This is a genomic window from Halalkalibaculum roseum, assembly GCF_011059145.1.
Taxonomy (GTDB): Bacteria; Bacteroidota; Rhodothermia; order Balneolales; family Balneolaceae; genus Halalkalibaculum; species Halalkalibaculum roseum.
Map to the genome: position 1 here is coordinate 1 of NZ_JAALLT010000004.1, position 16,946 is coordinate 16,946.

Below are 16,946 nucleotides of genomic sequence, written 5' to 3' on the forward strand. Positions count from 1 at the left end.
CCAAAGAACTACAATCGTATTTTCACGGAGGCCCAATTCTTCAAGTTTATCCATCAGTTTACCTACCTGGGTATCAATGTAGGATACGGCTGCCATATACCCGTGGATCAATTCTTTTTGTTTTGATTCAGCCAGGTGTAGACTGTCATCTAAGGCAGGTCGGATATCAGAATAACTGCGCAGCTCCCCAAAATTGTGATATGCTATTTTGGGACCATTCACGGACTTCTTTTGCCATGAACTCAGCTCAATATTTTCGCGATCATACAAGTCCCAGTATTTTTTGGGAGCAATAAACGGCAAATGAGGTTTTTTAAAACCAACCGCCAGGAAGAATGGTTTTTCTTCAGCAGATAGTTCATCTAACAAGGCCATTCCCCGTTTTGCATGTAATCCATCCAGGTATGCATCATCCGACACATCAAGCATTTCGGTGGACGGTTTTATACGATCTAAGGCATAACTTTTTTGCTTTCTCTTTTTATGAATTCCTTTTTGAGCAGCAGCTTCCATATAGTGTGAAGCCCTGGCCTTCGTCTCTGCTGACTGATAATGCACAAAAGGGTCTCCGTACTCTCCCGGATAATCGGGCATATTACTGTTGAACGGTATGGACCAAGATCTCCTGTCATATCCGTTACCAACCGTACTGCGATCAAAAACTTTTCCGACACCGGTCGTGATGTAGCCCTGTTTCTTAAAATATTGTGGAAGGGTCACTACGTCCGGATTGTGTTCCCTGATCTGCACATGAAGTCTCCACACTTTAGTCTGATCGGGTCTAAGCCCTGTCAACAGACTGGCTCGTGATGGGCCACATACTGCCTCCTGGGTATGATTATTTAAAAAGGTCACCCCTTCTTCTGCAAGCCTATCCATTTGAGGTGTTTGGATTTGCTCATTCCCGTAAGCCCCTATCAACGGTTTTAAATCATCTACCGCTATAAATAAAATATTCGGTGGATCATCCGTAGCAGCTTGCATTGCTGACAAAGAGCCTGATCCAGCCAAAAAGAGCCCGACAATAAAAATGATGAACTTGCTAATGGCATTATCCATGACCAAAGTCATTTGTTTTTTAATCCTATATTTCATTCAGTCTTATTCCCAAAATCAGTATCTGTAATCATGCGATACTCCTCTAAGGATTTATCATCTTTGTAGGTTTCTTGCAGTCCATTGAGTCTCTGTTTTAACTCCTCAATCTTATCCTGATATTGAGGCTCATTTATCAGGTTTTTGAGTTCGTCTGGATCTTTTTCTAAGTCATAAAACTCCCACTCGTCGATGCTATAGTAAAAGTGAGCCAGCTTATAGCGCTGTGTCCTAATGCCATAATGTGGCTGGACGTGATGCCAAAACGGCCACTCGTAATAGTGGTAATACATGGATTGTCGCCAATCTTCCGGGGTATTACCCATAGCATTTGAAGCAAAACTTCGTCCCTGTACTTCATCCGGTGTAGATATACCGGCAAAATCCAACAGGGTTGGGGCGAAATCAATATTGGTTATGATATCGTTGTTTTCGGTACCTGCTTTCAATTTTTCCGGATATCGTACCAAAAATGGCATACGCAGCGATTCCTCGTAAATGAATCGTTTGTCAAAAAAGCCATGATCACCCAGGTAAAACCCTTGGTCGGATGTATAAACGACGATGGTGTTATCGGTCAATCCCTGCTTATCCAGGTAATCCAATACACGCCCTACATTGTCATCAACTGATTTTACCGTGGCAAGATAATCTTTAATGTAGCGCTGGTATTTCCACTTTTTTGCCTCCTCATCCGACATGTCGGGATTTGGTTTTACCACTTCACCAGGCTCATTACCATACCAGAGCCAATCTCTTAACGCTTGCCCTTCCAGTGAATCAGGGGGATCCATCTTCATATCCTTGCGGTTGAGGTAATGCATGGTCATCCAGGTATCACCCGCTGTATTCTCTCTGCCTTCATAATCATCATTAAAAGTATCCGGATAGGGCATCTCAATATCCTCCCACAGGTCTTCGTATTTTTTGTCCGGTTCCCAAGCTCTATGAGGGGCCTTATATTGTAGTAACATCATAAATGGCTGATCCTCATTACGCTGCTCTTGCAACCATTCAAGTGCAAAATCGGTACTTAGATTCGTTGCATAGCCCTGTTCTTTTATTTCTTTACCATTCTCGTTGTATAACGGATCCCAATAAAAACCCTGTTGGCCGGCACCTTCATGGTATTTGAAGTTATCAAACCCTTTGGGCTCGGATCCCAAATGCCACTTGCCAAACAATGCTGTTTGGTACCCCCCATTTTGAAATTCCTGGGGAAAAGTCCATTGTGATGCATCAAACTTACCACCGCTCTGATTCTTATAATAGCCATGCAGGTTGGCGTATTTACCCGTTAAAATACTGGCACGACTTGGCCCGCAAATAGCATTGGTTGCAAATACATTATTGAATTTTACCCCCTCCTTCGCCAGTCTATCAATATTAGGAGTTGGAGCCAAGTCATCATAAATGCCGCCATATGCTGAAATTGCGTGAGCGGCATGGTCATCAGCCATTATGTAGATGATATTCGGACGGTCAGTAGTTGAACCATTGTCTTCCTGGCTGGTGCAGGAGTACAGCAAAAATAACGCTAAGAACAGGATTACATTTTTTCTCAAATTCATCAGATTCAGTGAATTATTTATTTAGTGTTAAAAGTTTTTTGTATGAGATCCTCATCTCGGGATGATCCTCCTACCATCAGGCTAAACTCACCCGGTTCAACGACGTAGTTCAAATTTCGATCAAATAATCCCAGATCATCATAGGAAATGGTGAATGTCACCGTCTTGGCTTCGCCCTTTTCCAAGGTCAACCGTTGATACCCTTTCAATTCTTTAACAGGTTGCGTTACCGAAGCATATTTATCTTGGATGTAAAGCTGCGCTATTTCTTGGCCCTTCCGGTTTCCAGTATTGGTAATATCCACCGAAACCTCCAGGGTATCTCCTTTCTCCAGAGTAGCATCAGCGATTGATAGATCACTGTATTCAAAAGTGGTATAACTCAGTCCATAGCCAAAATGGAATAGTGGTCCTGTTTCGTCCAGCACATAATGGTGAAAATACTGTGACGGTTTATGGTTATACACTTGCATGATTTGCCCCACATTTCTGGGAAACGTAATTGGAAGCTTCCCACTAGGATTCACTTCACCAAATAAAATTTCTGCTAATGCCTGCCCTCCCTTCGCTCCGGGTTCCCAAGCCTCGATCAAGGCCGGCACATTTTCCGAAATCCATTCTACTCCTAGCGGACGACCGTTGACCAAGACTACAACCACTGGCTTGCCGGATTTTTTCAATTCTTTGATATACCTAAGTTGATCACCATGTAATTTTACGGTAGAGGCATCACGGTTTTCCCCACTGGTTTTCCATCGGTACTGGTAGCGCAGAGAATTTTCTCCAACCACCGCTACCGTGAGATCAGCTTTGGCAGCTTTTTGCCGAGCTTCTTCAAATTTGTTTTCGCTCAGTTTAGATTTGATATGTCCATATTCCAGGAACTCAACATTAGCTTCAGGAACTACTTTACGAATGCCTTCAAAAACAGTGGTGATGTTATCTTCAGGTTGTTCCAACACCCAGTCTCCCAGTATGCTCTGGTTATTAGCATTGGGGCCCGTTACCAGTATGTTATCATACTTATTCTTACCCAAGGGAAGGAGTCCATCATTCTTAAGTAAGACGATTGACTCGTGGGCGGCCTCAAGAGCTGTTTCTTGATGCTGGTCGGTAAATATTGCATTCTCAAATTGATCCTCATCTACGAAAGGATCTTCAAACAGCCCCAACCGAAATTTTGCTTCTAATATTCGTCTGGCCGACTTATTAATCCGTTCTTCAGAAATTACGCCCTCTTCCACCAGCTCAACAACTTTTGGAGTGAATCCCGGACCATGCATATGCATATCCATGCCCGCTTCTATAGTCTGGCGAAAAGCATCTTTATACGTTGGCGCAACCCGGTGTAAATCTTTAAGTCGTTCAATATCCATCCAGTCACTAACCACGAAACCATTAAAACCATACTCCTCACGAAATAAATTTTCCAGCAACCATTTATTCGCATGTGCCGGTACACCGTTGATCTCGTTATGAGAAGCCATTGCGGTATATACACCCGCTTCAATTGCAGCCTTAAAAGGCGGCAGAAATACTTCGCGAAGGGAGTGATCCGATATATCGGCAGGTGCTGCATTTAAACCATTGACAGATTCACCGCCACCAATTGCATGCTTAGCATTCGCAATCACGTTATCAGTGAAATCAGAATCTGTACCTTGAAGTCCTTGAATTAACTTCACTCCAAAATCTGATACCAGTTTCGGATCTTCACCAAAGGTTTCGCCAACTCTCCCCCATCGTGGATCTCGAGCTACTTCGATGTTAGGAGAAAATGTCCACTGAGCTCCCATGGCACGCATCTCTTTTGCAGTCTGCCGGCCAATCGTTTTAACAAGAGTCGTATCCCAAGTACTGGCTAAACTTATAGGTGAAGGATATACCGTGGCGCCACGATTCAAGCCATTGCCGTGAATTGCATCTATCCCTATCAACAAAGGTATCTGTAAACGGCTTTCCTGAGCTAACTCCTGCAGATGATTGGCTTCTTCTATTGTTGTAACATGAAGAAAGGATCCGATCTTACCCTCTCTAACCATTTGGGCTACTTCACTGGAATGTAGATTTTCATAAAAACCCTGAGCATCGTTATTTGCCAGCTCTTCAGCCGACAAATTTTGCTCTGCTTTTTTCATATGCTCAAGGCCTACAAATTGAGCCATTTGAGCAACTTTTTCTTCCAGAGTCATTTTATTTAAAAGGTTATCAACACGATCCTCTATCGGTAATTTTGGGTTAGTATAATCCCTATTCTGTGTAGTACAACTTGCACACAAAAAAAGGGTCAAAATTAAAATTATGTACCTATCCAGAGAGTTCAATTGTTTACTAAACTTGATTTTGAATGACCAATTTTCAGATACCGATGAACACAGTAAGCTATAGTTGTTGAATAAATGGAGTACGTCAATATGAGCTTTAAAAAAAGCAGGGCCATCTCAGGCCCTGCATAAAGCCCTAAGGGGTAACTATATTCGAGCTTTTTAGGATACTTACTGGTTTGAATTAATAACCAGGGTTTTGATCAGAAGGTGTAATAGCCGGATTTGCATTTATTTCGTTTGCAGGAATAGGGAACAGCATATTTTTTTCGCTTTCAGGGAAAACAAAATCCAGATCAGTGTTATTTGGATTGTTATTATGTTTCCTTATTACGTTTTCCAGGAAGTAATCGTAACCCCTCCGTCGCACATCAAACCAGGTTTGTGCCTCCCCGATTAACTCAAAGACTCGCTCCTGCATGATTCTTTCACGAAATTCATCTTGAGTCATTCCCGACCAATCAGCTGGATCCGGTGAATCGGAAACTCCGTCACCGTCAATATCTCGAGCTCTGGCTAATACTTGATTTACATATTGGTAGGCATTTGAAGGCCCGTTCAATTCATTTTCAATTTCTGCCAGGAGTAACAAGTGGTCAGCATATCGAAGATAAGGTAAGTTAATATTTACAAGCTTAGAATTTGATATACCGGGCACATGCCATTTTTGTAAACCGGGCCATCCTCTTTTATCTCTGTTATTTACCGGATATAAATCTAATTCCTTGGGACCTTTGTTTCGATATTTAATGTAAGATGAATCAGCATAGCTAATACCCATCCTAGGATCCTCAGGATACATTTGAATATGAGTATCGTAAACCTCCTTATTGATCTTTACGCGTTCCCTGGTATTGGTATTTGGATAGTAACGTCTTAGCATTGTTTCCAATACCATTCGTAATGAAATTTCCCTATTCAATTGAATCTCAAAAATACTTTCAACCGAATTTTCTTTCATGGGGTGCCAGAGTTCACTATAACTACTCACCAAATCATACGGTCCTTCATTGTAAACCGTAATGGCATTATCATATGCATCCTGCCAATATTGGGAACTATTGTCATTTCCTGCCATCGTCACGTAAACTTTTGCAAGCAGAGCGTGTGCTGCATATTTGTTAGGACGACCTGTACGTTGCTCTGAAGGATCATGCATCAGTGACTTAGCATTTTCCAAATCCGATATAATGGCGTTATATACTTCTTCAACCGGTGTTCTAGGTATGGCTAAGGTTTCTGTCGTTGTTGGCTCAAGAGTTAAAGGTACTGCACCCCACATCCTTACCAGGTTGAAATAGGTTACCGCTCTTAAAAAGTATACTTCTCCTAAAATTGGATCCTTTTCAGATGGATCGAGATTTGACTCATTAAGGTTTTTAATAACGTCGTTTGCCCGATTTATCATGCGGTACATATCAGACCACATTTTACCAAGGAACTTGCCGTTAGGTAAAGGATTTAGTTGATATAAATCTTTACTTGCACCGTGATCCCCATAAAACTTCCCCGAATGCATCATTAATACTATAGGATAACTCCTAGTGGAGTAATGGTACCCTATCATAGCACCATAGACACCTGTTAATGCTGCCTGTGCGCCTTCTTCACTAGAATAAAGGTTTGTTTCATTCAGAAAAGTACTCGGATTTTCAGTTATCATATCCGTGCACGAAGGAGCCGTTAGAATTATTATGGCTATAAAAATTGATGTAATTGAGCGTTTCATGATAATCAAATCTCTAAAATTAGAATTTTAGGTTGACGCCAAAAATTATGGACTTCATTTTCGGGTATGTGTTGTAATCAACACCAATTCTGGTACCGTCCCAAGGGAAAGCATTTACCTCTGGATCCCAGCCACTGTAGTCCGTTATTGTTACCAGGTTATTACCAGTTGTATAGACATTTAGACCCCGAAGAAAACTGATTTTTGATACAGGAACATTGTAGGAAAGGGTTACATTAGATAGTCTAATAAAACTGCCATCTTCTACGATAAAATCAGGAAAGTCGCCACGGTAGGTATAACCAATACGTGGATAAGCACCGTCTTGATTATCGGGTCGCCATGCATCATAATATGCTTCCGAACGAATATTCTCTGCATTACCCTCTGCATAGGCTTCCCTGAGTAAGTTACCATTGGCAATATCAAAGTTTTGGATAGCATCGATATAAAAATCGAGGCTAATATTCTTGTAGGTAATTGAAGAATTGATACCAAATGAGTAATCAGGATTCGGATCTCCGATTATTGTTTTGTCATTTGGGTCTATGTTACCATCTCCATTTCTATCAATATATTTTATATCACCAGCCTGTGCTGTAATTCCTTGGTAAGTGGGTGCATTTTGAGCTTCCTCTTGAGTCTGTATTATACCATCAGTTTGATACCCCCAGAATACTCCAACCGGTTGTCCAACTGCAAATATGTTTGCAGGTGTTTTAAAATAACTACCACCAGAAACTTCACTGCCTAAAAATGCTTCGAGTTCTCTACCACCGAAATCACCTGTTGATAAACCTAAATCCAGGATTTCATTCCGATTAAAAGAAATGTTACCACCAACGTTAATTGTAAAATCTTTTTTCTGAATTACATTACCATTGAGCGCTAACTCTACACCTTTATTTGCGATGGAACCTCGATTTACAAAAAAGTTGTCAAATCCACTTGAAGGACCTAAGCTAATACGTTGTAAAAGGTCTTTGGTCTCTTTGTAATAGATATCAAGACTACCATTCAACTGATTATTCCAGAATCCGAAATCTATACCCGCATTATACTGCGTTGTAGTTTCCCAGGTAAGATCTTCATTTGCCAGTGAACTTAGAGCAGCTCCCGCTTCAAGACTGTTTGATGCATCCGGATAGGGTGCATAATTGTACGGTGTCAACGTTTGATAGGGCTGTAATGACTGACTGCCTGTAATACCCCAACCTGCCCTAATTTTTAATTCGGAAAATAAATCGAGGTCTTTGATAAACTGCTCGTTACCAGCTCGCCATGCAACCGCAAAAGAAGGGAAAAAGCCCCACTTATTTCCTTCTGTGAATTTACTGGATCCGTCAGCTCTTAGTGATGCTGTGACTAAATAATTGTTATAAAGACGATAATTCAAACGGGCCAGTCCAGATAGAACAGAGATTCTTCTATTTTCCTTCTCGTATGGGAATACACTATTAGCAAAACCAATACCATCTGCCCGCAAAGCTTCAGAGAAGAAATCATGTCCTTCAACAGATGCATCTTTTTTAATTCTACGATCAAAAGTTCCAACTAAAGTGGCTCTTAAGTTATGGTTTTCACCCAGATCTCCATTGAATCGAAGAATACTGTCAATATTATAGCCAAAGTAATCAAGAGTAGAATTCGCGGCTAAACCATTTACTTCTTCACCAACAAAGAGTTCGGTTCCATACCAGGTTTTTCTCGTTTTATTTCTAACTGTTCCACCTAAGCGTAAGATGTAGTTAAAGTTACTACTTATGTCATAGTTTGCTTTAAGCCCTCCAATAAAACGTGTTTCCTCAGAGAGGTCATCATACCCTTGCAGCCATGCTCTTGGTCCTTCTAATTCAAGGTCATATTCCTGATCCTCTTGAAAGTTATCTAACAACGGTGCTTTTCCTAACATCTGGCGTATGATACTGAAACGTGTACCACCTCCGGCATTTGAGCCCTGGGTCTGGTCATTTTTTCTGAACATACCCGTTAACCGAGTACTTATCTGTAAATTGTCACCCACATCTCGGTCAAGGTTTAGACGAAAGTCCCCCTGTTGTAAACCCGTATTCTCAACGATTCCTTCTTGTTTGTTATAACCAGCTGCAAAAAAGTAATTAGTTTTCTCAAGAGCACCAGTAATGCTAATTCTATGTTGTTGACTTACTGATGTCCTAAGAATGTCATCCTGCCAATTAATTGGTGTTGCAACAGGAGCTAAAGAATCAGCACCTCCATCCCTGTCATAGGGTTGAATATTACCATCATCTCTGATGTAATATGCATCACCAAAACCTTGCAATTGGTTATACTCATTTTGATATCTGGCATACCCTAAGGGGTCAAGCATTGGCATATCATTTGATACGCGACCTAACTCAGTAGATCCATTATATTCAACATTTGTTCTACCCTGTTGCCCTGTTTTAGTGGTAATTAAGACAACTCCATTAGCTCCCCTTGATCCATAAATTGCTGTAGCTGAAGCATCCTTTAATATTTGAATATCCTTAATATCATTTGGATTTATCCCAGTGAGTGCATCTTGGGGTGCTTGTTCCGTGCCAAATTCACCAGTACCACTCTTCATTTGGTCAGTTGATGAATTCATAATAACACCATCAACTACATATAGAGGCTGATTGTCCCCACGCAATGAACTAACACCCCGAATATTTACATCAACAGTACTACCAGGTTGACCACTTGTAGTTTTTACTACAACTCCAGCTGCTTTTCCTTGCAAAAGAGATGATACGCTATTATGCCGGTTGGCTTCATTTTGATTTACTGATACAGAACTAACTGATCCGGTAACATCAGATCTAGTACTACTCCCATAGCCAACTACTACTAGTTCTTCACCACTTAAAGTCTGTTGTTGTAATGAAACATCCACTTGAGATCTACCTTCAATAGGTACCTCAAGTTTTTGATATCCTATATATGAAAACACCAAGGTATCTTGAGGTGAAGAAGTTTCTAATGAATACCTGCCTTCCAGATTTGTTGCTACTCCGTTTGTTGTACCTTTTACAACTACATTAACTCCAATTAGTGCTTCTCCACTTTCTGCATCAGTTACTATACCATCAACACGATGGATTATTGGTGTTTCACTAGTAAACCTCTCGTCATTTTTACTAAAAATGGCATAAGTCTTAGGATTGAGATTTTTAAACTCAATTCCTTGCCCAGTGAATAAGGTACTTAGAGCTTGATCAACTTTTGGAGGTAACTCATAAGGTCTCGTCACTTTTTTATCAGTTATAACGTCAGTATGGTAAAGAAATACGACCTTATATTGCTTTTCAAAAATTTTAAGAGCTTCTGTAAAAGTCATCCCTCGTTCAATTTGCACTTTCTGATGACTTTGTTGCTCTACCTTCATCAAAGAACTCAATCTTTGAGCTTCTGTAGGACTATTCCATAAAATTAGTCCAAGAATAACCAGGCAAACTTTAAAGATTCGTTCCTTTAGGAAATTCATAATTGAGTAGTTTTATCTATTAACAGTATAGTTTTCCGTATGTATTATCATTCAGCAGGGGATCCTATATAAATGATATTACTATCCGGTAGTTGGTAAACAGGGGTTTTAATTACATCTGAAATTGATCTGACTAATTCTTCTAGAGATCTATAATAAACTGCACCTTCGAGTGTCAGATTCGATAATTCAGGATTTGTGATTTTAACTTTTACACCAAATTGTGCTTCAATATTTTCAGAAACCTCCTTGATATTTGTTTTGTTAAAACGCATAAAACCGGTCGCCCATGAGGTAAATAGTGTCGGATTCACTTCATTTCTCTTGGTAAGATTGTTTGAGTTAAATTCTATGAGCTCTCCCTTATTGATTAGAATCCTTCCATCATTTTCACTTCTTTCTTCTGGTTTAATCTCAACTGTTCCTTCCTGTATTATGACCCTAGTATGCTTTTTCTCGACATTTACCATGAATTGGGTACCAATATCTTGAATTTGTCCATTAGGAGTATTTACAGTAAATCGAGTTAGTTTCTGGGGAATTTTCTTTCCAGATTCAAAAAATGCTGAGCCGCTTAGAGTAACATCAATAGTCTTGCTCCCTGATGGGGTTTCTTTATAACGAAGTCTAGAATTGCTATTCAGTGTTATTTTAGAGCCGTCGCTAAATCTTAGGGTTTTGACCTCGTTATCTGCTGTTATAATACTTTTAACAACACTTACTTGCTCCAAATTAGGCTCAGAAGGGGTTACATCTTTTTGCAAGAAAATACCGGCAACAACTACACTAATGATTAATAGAATCGCGGCAGCTCTTATTAACCACACGTTATTATTCGAGTTGCCGGTGATGTAAGATTGGGTTTCCGCTCTATCGATCGTAGTATCTAGCGAGAGTTCTTTCCATTTTTGTTCGATATTAGGAAGGCTCGGATCATCAAACTCAAATCCATATATTTCGACAATCGCCTTTTTTGCCTTTCTTCGATTATTTTCACTTTTCTCTATCCAATAAGACCACTCAATCATTTCCTTATCATCTGCCTCTCCCCGCACCATTCTTCTAAATGAGTGGTTCTTAATTAGCTCTTCAACTTTATAGTCTTGATTCTTCACTTTTAGAATTCTTTCTAGCTTTTTAAATATTATTTCAAAGTTCCCGCAAAAAAGTTGCGTCACTATAGGAGAGGGGTGAAAGCTTATTGCGTACTCAATTTTTTTTAAAAAAATCTAGAATGGAAGGAATTATGTAAAAAAATAAGCCCGGACGGCGCCTAAGGCAGCTTGAAACACTATTTGAAAGGAAAGCATGAAGCTTAATAGATTGGCAAATTTATAGATCCAAAGATTATATCAGAGTAATTCTTTACAATATCACAAGTAGTTTTAATTCAAGTTGCGAAAATAATATTTGAAAAAATAAATAATAGAGAAATGATATTACGTGAGGCTTTTTCGGTTAAAAATAACCTTAGTTTCTTCATAGCTCTATAAACATGATTCCTAATTGATTGGCGTTTAATATCTAACACATTTGCTATCTCTGAATAACTTAATCCGTTATAGAAGTGTAAAAAAAGAATCTCCTTTTGACGCTCGGGTAATTGATTCAAAGCTTGTGCAAGTTCCTCTTTCTGCTGGTTGATTTGCTCATTTTTAATAATGATATCCTGTTTACAGAACTTGATTTTGGGTTTATGCCTGAGTAACCTCAGTTTTTTACTTCTGTTCTTCTTTTTACTGATTTGTTTAAGAACTTTTCTTCTGAGTGAAACGAAAAGGTATACATGTGGGGATTCTACATGATGCAAATCTTCTCTTCTATCCCAAATATTTTCAAATAACTCCTGAATACAATCTTCAACTATTCTAGGATTGTTTGATATCTTAATACCGTATCCGTAGAGCTTTGGATAATATTTTGTGAAAATTTTTTTAAAAAGGTGGGTATCACCAGCTACAAATTTGTTCCAATAATCATTATTAGTATTAGAACTCATAAGAATTTATTGCCGCTATTTAGAAAAGTCCTTCTGATATTTCTGCATTCAATCTATAATTAATTAAACCACAAGCAAATTGTAATTATCTAAAACAGAAATAAATGATCAATTAATATAATATTTTAAGTAAAGATTTGCTTTGTAAGTCAGGAAATATCTTCACTGATGAAACAAGAAGTTGGTACATTAGTGGGTACACATAATCCGATAAACAGTCTAATTGAACTATTAACCCAATTATGAAGTACACTCATAATCTATTTATTCTTATCACTTCCAAATAACATCTCATAAATTTCTAAAGAGGGATGTGGAGGGGGTTCAGTAAGCTCCGCCTCTCCTTCATAGATCTTTCCGGCGAAAGTATCTGGCCCTGGAAAGTAATAATACTCTTCTCGCTCAAAATCCCATTCTACAAATAGGTTTTAGCTGAGTAGATGTCAACCTACCGAGGCAGTTTTGCCGAAGATGGCAATCCAAATATAGAAGGCCTGTCCTACCGGCCATCCGGTAAAGCGGACAAATACCCTGTGATGTTTATAGAGGACAGATTGTCTGTTGAGGAGGTACCAATGCGAGACCAGCTCGAACTTCTAGATAGAATTTTCACGTATAGGTTACATCAGTATCACAACTGCTTAAAAGTTTTAACAATATGCATCATATGCAGATCGAATAATTCTTTATACTGTAACTGCTTACAAAGAAATAATAATTACGATTATGGCTGATAAACCCGATAGAAATGACCCCTGTTATTGCGGAAGCGGAAGAAAATACAAGAACTGCTGTATTGAAAAAGATGATTCTCCTCTGACCTCAAAACTTTGGATGGTAGGTATGGGAATCGTAATTATTCTCGGTATTTGGTTTTTAGCCTCTTCATTAACTGATGATAATAGCAACCGAGATTGTCCTCCCGGGCAGACGTGGTCCCAGGCGCACCAACACTGCCATTGATGCTGTAAATACTAAAGCATTTAACCGACACCCAAAGCCGGTTATGTATCTGATAATACAGGAAGAAGATTGAAGAAGGGAATAATATTATCCTGGTATTGGCTGTTGCGACCAATAACCCAACCAGCTCTCCTATTCAGTATTCATGAGAACAAGGATGCAGTGGATACGATTGGATCAACTATGAAATGACCATTAGTTAAAGGCTTTTATTAACGTGAACTACGATTCTACCTTACCTGAGATGATGGATGCATTGCTTAATATAAGTGAAGTAGTGGCCATAGCAGGAATTAGTATCATTCTTTTTCTGGTATCGTTGCTGCTAAACAAGGCAGCTAAAAAAGAAAAAATACCCCTCTGATTATTATTCTGTTATCTCTAATACCCTTATTTCTTTCATATCAAGCGGGCGTGCAAGGCGAAAGGTGGTGGATTGATTTAACCTTATCTTTATCTAACCTCGCGTTACTTTTAATAGGGCCCGTTCTGTATCAATACGCCTGTAATTTCTTTTTGGGTGATAAACATAGATTCCTTTTAAGTAAAAGAATATATGTTCCTTTCACTTCCGTTCTGTTAATCTTGATTATTGGGTACGCATTTCTTTCAAAGGATCTTTATAGAATAGTATTGGGCGCGACGAGCGTACTTAGTTTTATCTATTTCCTGGTTCATCTTATTCTTGTGATTCGATATCGTTCACGAGCGGAGCAAAAGTTAAAATATTTCTATTCATCTATAGAAGACAAAAGCCTGCACTGGATCAATATTTTTATCATAGGACTATTATTGGTTGTAATTCTCGATTCGATAGCCGGAATCATATTCGTTTCCTCAGGTATTTATGAAGTCTCGGTAATCAATCTTTTATTCCTGCTGGCTCTTACCTGGTATATAGGTTACAATGGGCTAATACAAAGGCCAATTTCCGAAAACCTGCATGATTTTCAGTTACAAAAAGAAACCAATCGTCAAGAACAATCAAGTAATCATACAGAATATGAAGAACTGAAAAAAAGGCTCTTGGCTATCATTGAGGAAAAGAAATTGTATCAGGATGAAGACGTAAGCCTGAGAATTCTTTCTGAGTACATGGACGTGCCAATTAAAAAGGTTTCCCATCTGATTAATCAATATCTGGACACCACGTTCTATAATCTAATGAATACTTATCGCATCGATATGTTCAAAGAAAAAGTGAAAAAGGGAGAGTTGGAACAAAAAACAATTTTAGCTCTGGCACTGGAATCGGGTTTTAATTCAAAGGCGACATTTAACAGGGTGTTTAAACAAAATGAAGGGATGACACCTTCTCAATATGTCTCTGCCTCAGGTTAAGGGGTCTCATAACATGCCATGAGACGATTCGCGAAGTTGTTGCAATTATGTTTGTGCTATCAATTAATCATTTAACTAATACAGTTATGTTTATAGCACAAGCAAAAGAAGGAGACAACAGGTGGTGGAAATACCTGTTCGCCGTTTTAACAATCGTGGCATCATTTCTATTGGGACAAGTACCGCTGCTGCTTTTTTCCTATTACAAAAAGATTAAACTTGGTCTGAGCGACGATCAGTTTTTCGATTATTTAAATTCGCTGAACTATACCGCCCTGGGTATTTCTGAGAATACTTTTTTCCTTCTCATAATGGCCACATTCGTATTTACATTTTGTTCGGTTATTTATTTGGTACCGAAGATTCATAAAAGAACATTTCTCAGCTTTATTACATCTCGCAAAAAGTTTGACTACAACCGGTTTCTAGCAGGCTTATTCACCTGGTTGATAATTGCGATTTGTATCACTTTTCTAGTCCTGGATGCCGATCAATATATGTTCACCTTCGAGTTAAATAAATTTATACCACTAGCTATCATTGCCCTAATTTTGGTCCCGATGCAATCTGCAACAGAAGAGATTGTATACAGGGGATTTATCATGCAGAGCATTTACAGGCTTTTGGAAAGAAAGTGGGTTACCTTAATTATTGTGACCTTATTATTTGCCCTTTCTCACGCCTTTAATCCTGAATTTGAAAATGGTTTTGTTACAATTATACCTGCTTATTTAATATTTAGTTTTACCATAACATATATCACCGTTATTGATGAGGGGCTTGAGATACCCATAGGAATTCATGCCGGAAATAACCTCTTCGTTGCATTGATTTTAAGCGCCAGTGGAGCATCAGTTACAACTCCGTCAATATTTACGACGAGTATCGGCAACTTGATAGACATTTTGCCAATTTTACTGGGCAGTCTTTCCTTAATCAGTTTTATACTGTTTAAGTTTAAATACAAATGGAAATTAGCGCTTTAAATAAAATAACTTTTCCAATCCATTCTCTTTCTGAAAAGGTTACTCCATCATCTTATGATTTTTGCAAGAAACATTTGGATTGAAAGGTGTAAAAACTCCATTTGGGTTCTCCCGATGCACCCAAACATGTCTGTCGTAGTGTTCTTCAAACATATGGGCTTCATCCAGTTCAGTTAACGGATCATCAACCATATGATCAAACTCTACACCTTGAAAAGTAGGCAGCCCTTCATTTCCTGCTGCATGCCAGGCTTTTACAAAGACCAGGTTTTCTACTGCAATAAGTTCCAAAGAACCATCTGCCTGTGGCTCATATAATAGAACAGCGGGTTGAAGAAAATCTGTATGGGTCCCGACCCCATCTACTCTTGGTTCTGTTGCGGTAATTCCAAGCAGGTCCGGCCTGAAATAATGAATGCCCATCCCACCTTCTTCAGCAGGGCGTCCCATCATTATGGCCATTTCGCAAACTTTCATAGGGTCTTCTATATACCCCTCTGCCAATGCTACATTTATATCTTTATATTTGTTGGTCGCTTCTCTGACTTCTTCAAGAGTGGGTTCATTCATTACTAAAGATGAACCATCAGTTCCTTGCGCTAGGGCTGTAGTGGAGATCGGTAATACAATGAGAGCTACAACAACAGACCATAAACAATTACCCATCCTGTTTTTTAAAGTATCCATGTTCGTATGTTATGTTTATTACCTACTCTTTTTCAGGATTTTCGGTGGCTTCCTTCAGAAAAATCTACGTCAAGCTAAATTCTATTTAAAGCTTTAATACGAATGTATGTTTGACGCAAATTATAAGATATCCAATCGCAATTGAGGTAGGTGTAGGGTCTAATAGAGATATGCTGGGTAGTGTGCACGAAAACTACACTATGGTATATTACATACTTTATTTTTAAGATCAAATATGTGTATTCATTACTTAAGAATTTTTTAAACCTAAAAATATAGGTTCACCAATAGTGGGGTAAAATTACATAATGGTTTTAGATGCTTATCATTTAATTTTCCCAAAAAACTTGTCGGGCCAAGACCTATGTAAAAAGCAGAGGGTGTTATTATAAAAATCCTGAAGATCCGGGTTAACCCCTTTTAATAGAAAATGTCCCGAGAAATCATCCTAAGGACATCTCTCGGCAGCCGGGCTGGGCAGCTGCCCCCCATTATTCTTGACTAGTAATTTTACAATACCTCCTGCACGATAGCCGGAAGTGTAAGGCCAGCTTGTTTGAATCGTTGCTAAAAAATGTTGATTGGCTACATCCTCTCTGTGAAAGTGCCGTTCTTGATAAAGAGGGTCTGAGGCCATACGTAGCTTTAGATCACGTACTGAATTGGCCTTTTGCAGACCTTGGTCATGGCGCATTCACCATTGGATTTCGCAGCAAATGGTAAAAGAACCCTCATAATAGCTTTCAAAGCCCCTGGGGTTT

Annotated in this window: 14 protein-coding genes; 5 read left to right on the forward strand and 9 right to left on the reverse strand. The window is 39.0% G+C overall.

Annotated elements, in window-relative coordinates; genetic code table 11:
• From G3570_RS11975 to G3570_RS12005, 7 genes are all read right to left on the reverse strand, one after another.
• Positions 1-1,095: sulfatase (locus G3570_RS11975; RefSeq protein WP_165142681.1), on the reverse strand; the 1,095-nt coding region annotated here is incomplete at its 3' end.
• Complete coding sequence (locus G3570_RS11980) at positions 1,092-2,666, reverse strand: sulfatase family protein (RefSeq protein WP_165142683.1); 1,575 nt, start codon at positions 2,664-2,666, stop codon at positions 1,092-1,094. The genes G3570_RS11975 and G3570_RS11980, both read right to left, overlap by 4 nt.
• Before the next feature lie 17 nt (positions 2,667-2,683).
• Positions 2,684-4,981, reverse strand: coding sequence for a glycoside hydrolase family 3 N-terminal domain-containing protein (locus tag G3570_RS11985; protein WP_428841717.1), 2,298 nt, complete (start codon positions 4,979-4,981; stop codon positions 2,684-2,686).
• 193 nt (positions 4,982-5,174) lie between these two features.
• Positions 5,175-6,719 (reverse strand): RagB/SusD family nutrient uptake outer membrane protein, encoded by a 1,545-nt coding sequence (locus G3570_RS11990; RefSeq protein ID WP_165142687.1) that lies wholly within the window; start codon positions 6,717-6,719, stop codon positions 5,175-5,177.
• A 19-nt stretch (positions 6,720-6,738) separates the two neighbouring features.
• A complete protein-coding gene (locus tag G3570_RS11995; protein WP_165142689.1) occupies positions 6,739-10,209 on the reverse strand; it encodes a SusC/RagA family TonB-linked outer membrane protein in 3,471 nt (1,156 codons plus the stop codon).
• Positions 10,210-10,256: 47 nt separating this feature from the next.
• Positions 10,257-11,324 (reverse strand): FecR domain-containing protein, encoded by a 1,068-nt coding sequence (locus tag G3570_RS12000; RefSeq protein WP_165142691.1) that lies wholly within the window; start codon positions 11,322-11,324, stop codon positions 10,257-10,259.
• A gap of 275 nt (positions 11,325-11,599) precedes the next feature.
• Complete coding sequence (locus tag G3570_RS12005; protein WP_165142693.1) at positions 11,600-12,208, reverse strand: RNA polymerase sigma factor; 609 nt, start codon at positions 12,206-12,208, stop codon at positions 11,600-11,602.
• A 726-nt stretch (positions 12,209-12,934) separates the two neighbouring features.
• Between G3570_RS12005 and G3570_RS16590 the strand changes: the two genes are divergently transcribed.
• From G3570_RS16590 to G3570_RS12025, 5 genes are all read left to right on the forward strand, one after another.
• On the forward strand, positions 12,935-13,171 hold the full coding sequence (locus G3570_RS16590) for an SEC-C metal-binding domain-containing protein (RefSeq protein WP_165142695.1): 237 nt from the start codon (positions 12,935-12,937) through the stop codon (positions 13,169-13,171).
• Positions 13,104-13,244 carry a hypothetical protein gene (locus G3570_RS16425; protein ID WP_249067058.1) on the forward strand — a complete coding sequence of 47 codons (141 nt, stop codon included), beginning with the start codon at positions 13,104-13,106 and terminating at the stop codon, positions 13,242-13,244. Before G3570_RS16590 ends, G3570_RS16425 begins: the two co-directional genes overlap by 68 nt.
• A gap of 144 nt (positions 13,245-13,388) precedes the next feature.
• Positions 13,389-13,535, forward strand: coding sequence for a hypothetical protein (locus tag G3570_RS12015; RefSeq protein ID WP_165142697.1), 147 nt, complete (start codon positions 13,389-13,391; stop codon positions 13,533-13,535).
• 323 nt (positions 13,536-13,858) lie between these two features.
• The gene (locus tag G3570_RS16560) at positions 13,859-14,512 is read left to right on the forward strand and encodes a helix-turn-helix domain-containing protein (protein WP_165142699.1); all 654 of its coding nucleotides are present in this window, start codon (positions 13,859-13,861) and stop codon (positions 14,510-14,512) included.
• Positions 14,513-14,598: 86 nt separating this feature from the next.
• A complete protein-coding gene (locus G3570_RS12025) occupies positions 14,599-15,498 on the forward strand; it encodes a CPBP family intramembrane glutamic endopeptidase (protein ID WP_165142701.1) in 900 nt (299 codons plus the stop codon).
• A 39-nt stretch (positions 15,499-15,537) separates the two neighbouring features.
• Here the strand turns inward: G3570_RS12025 and G3570_RS12030 are convergent, their stop codons facing one another.
• Together G3570_RS12030 and G3570_RS12035 are read right to left on the reverse strand one after the other, a co-directional pair.
• A complete protein-coding gene (locus tag G3570_RS12030; RefSeq protein WP_249067060.1) occupies positions 15,538-16,185 on the reverse strand; it encodes a hypothetical protein in 648 nt (215 codons plus the stop codon).
• A gap of 448 nt (positions 16,186-16,633) precedes the next feature.
• Positions 16,634-16,879, reverse strand: coding sequence for a hypothetical protein (locus tag G3570_RS12035; RefSeq protein WP_165142703.1), 246 nt, complete (start codon positions 16,877-16,879; stop codon positions 16,634-16,636).
• Positions 16,880-16,946 lie beyond the last annotated feature (67 nt).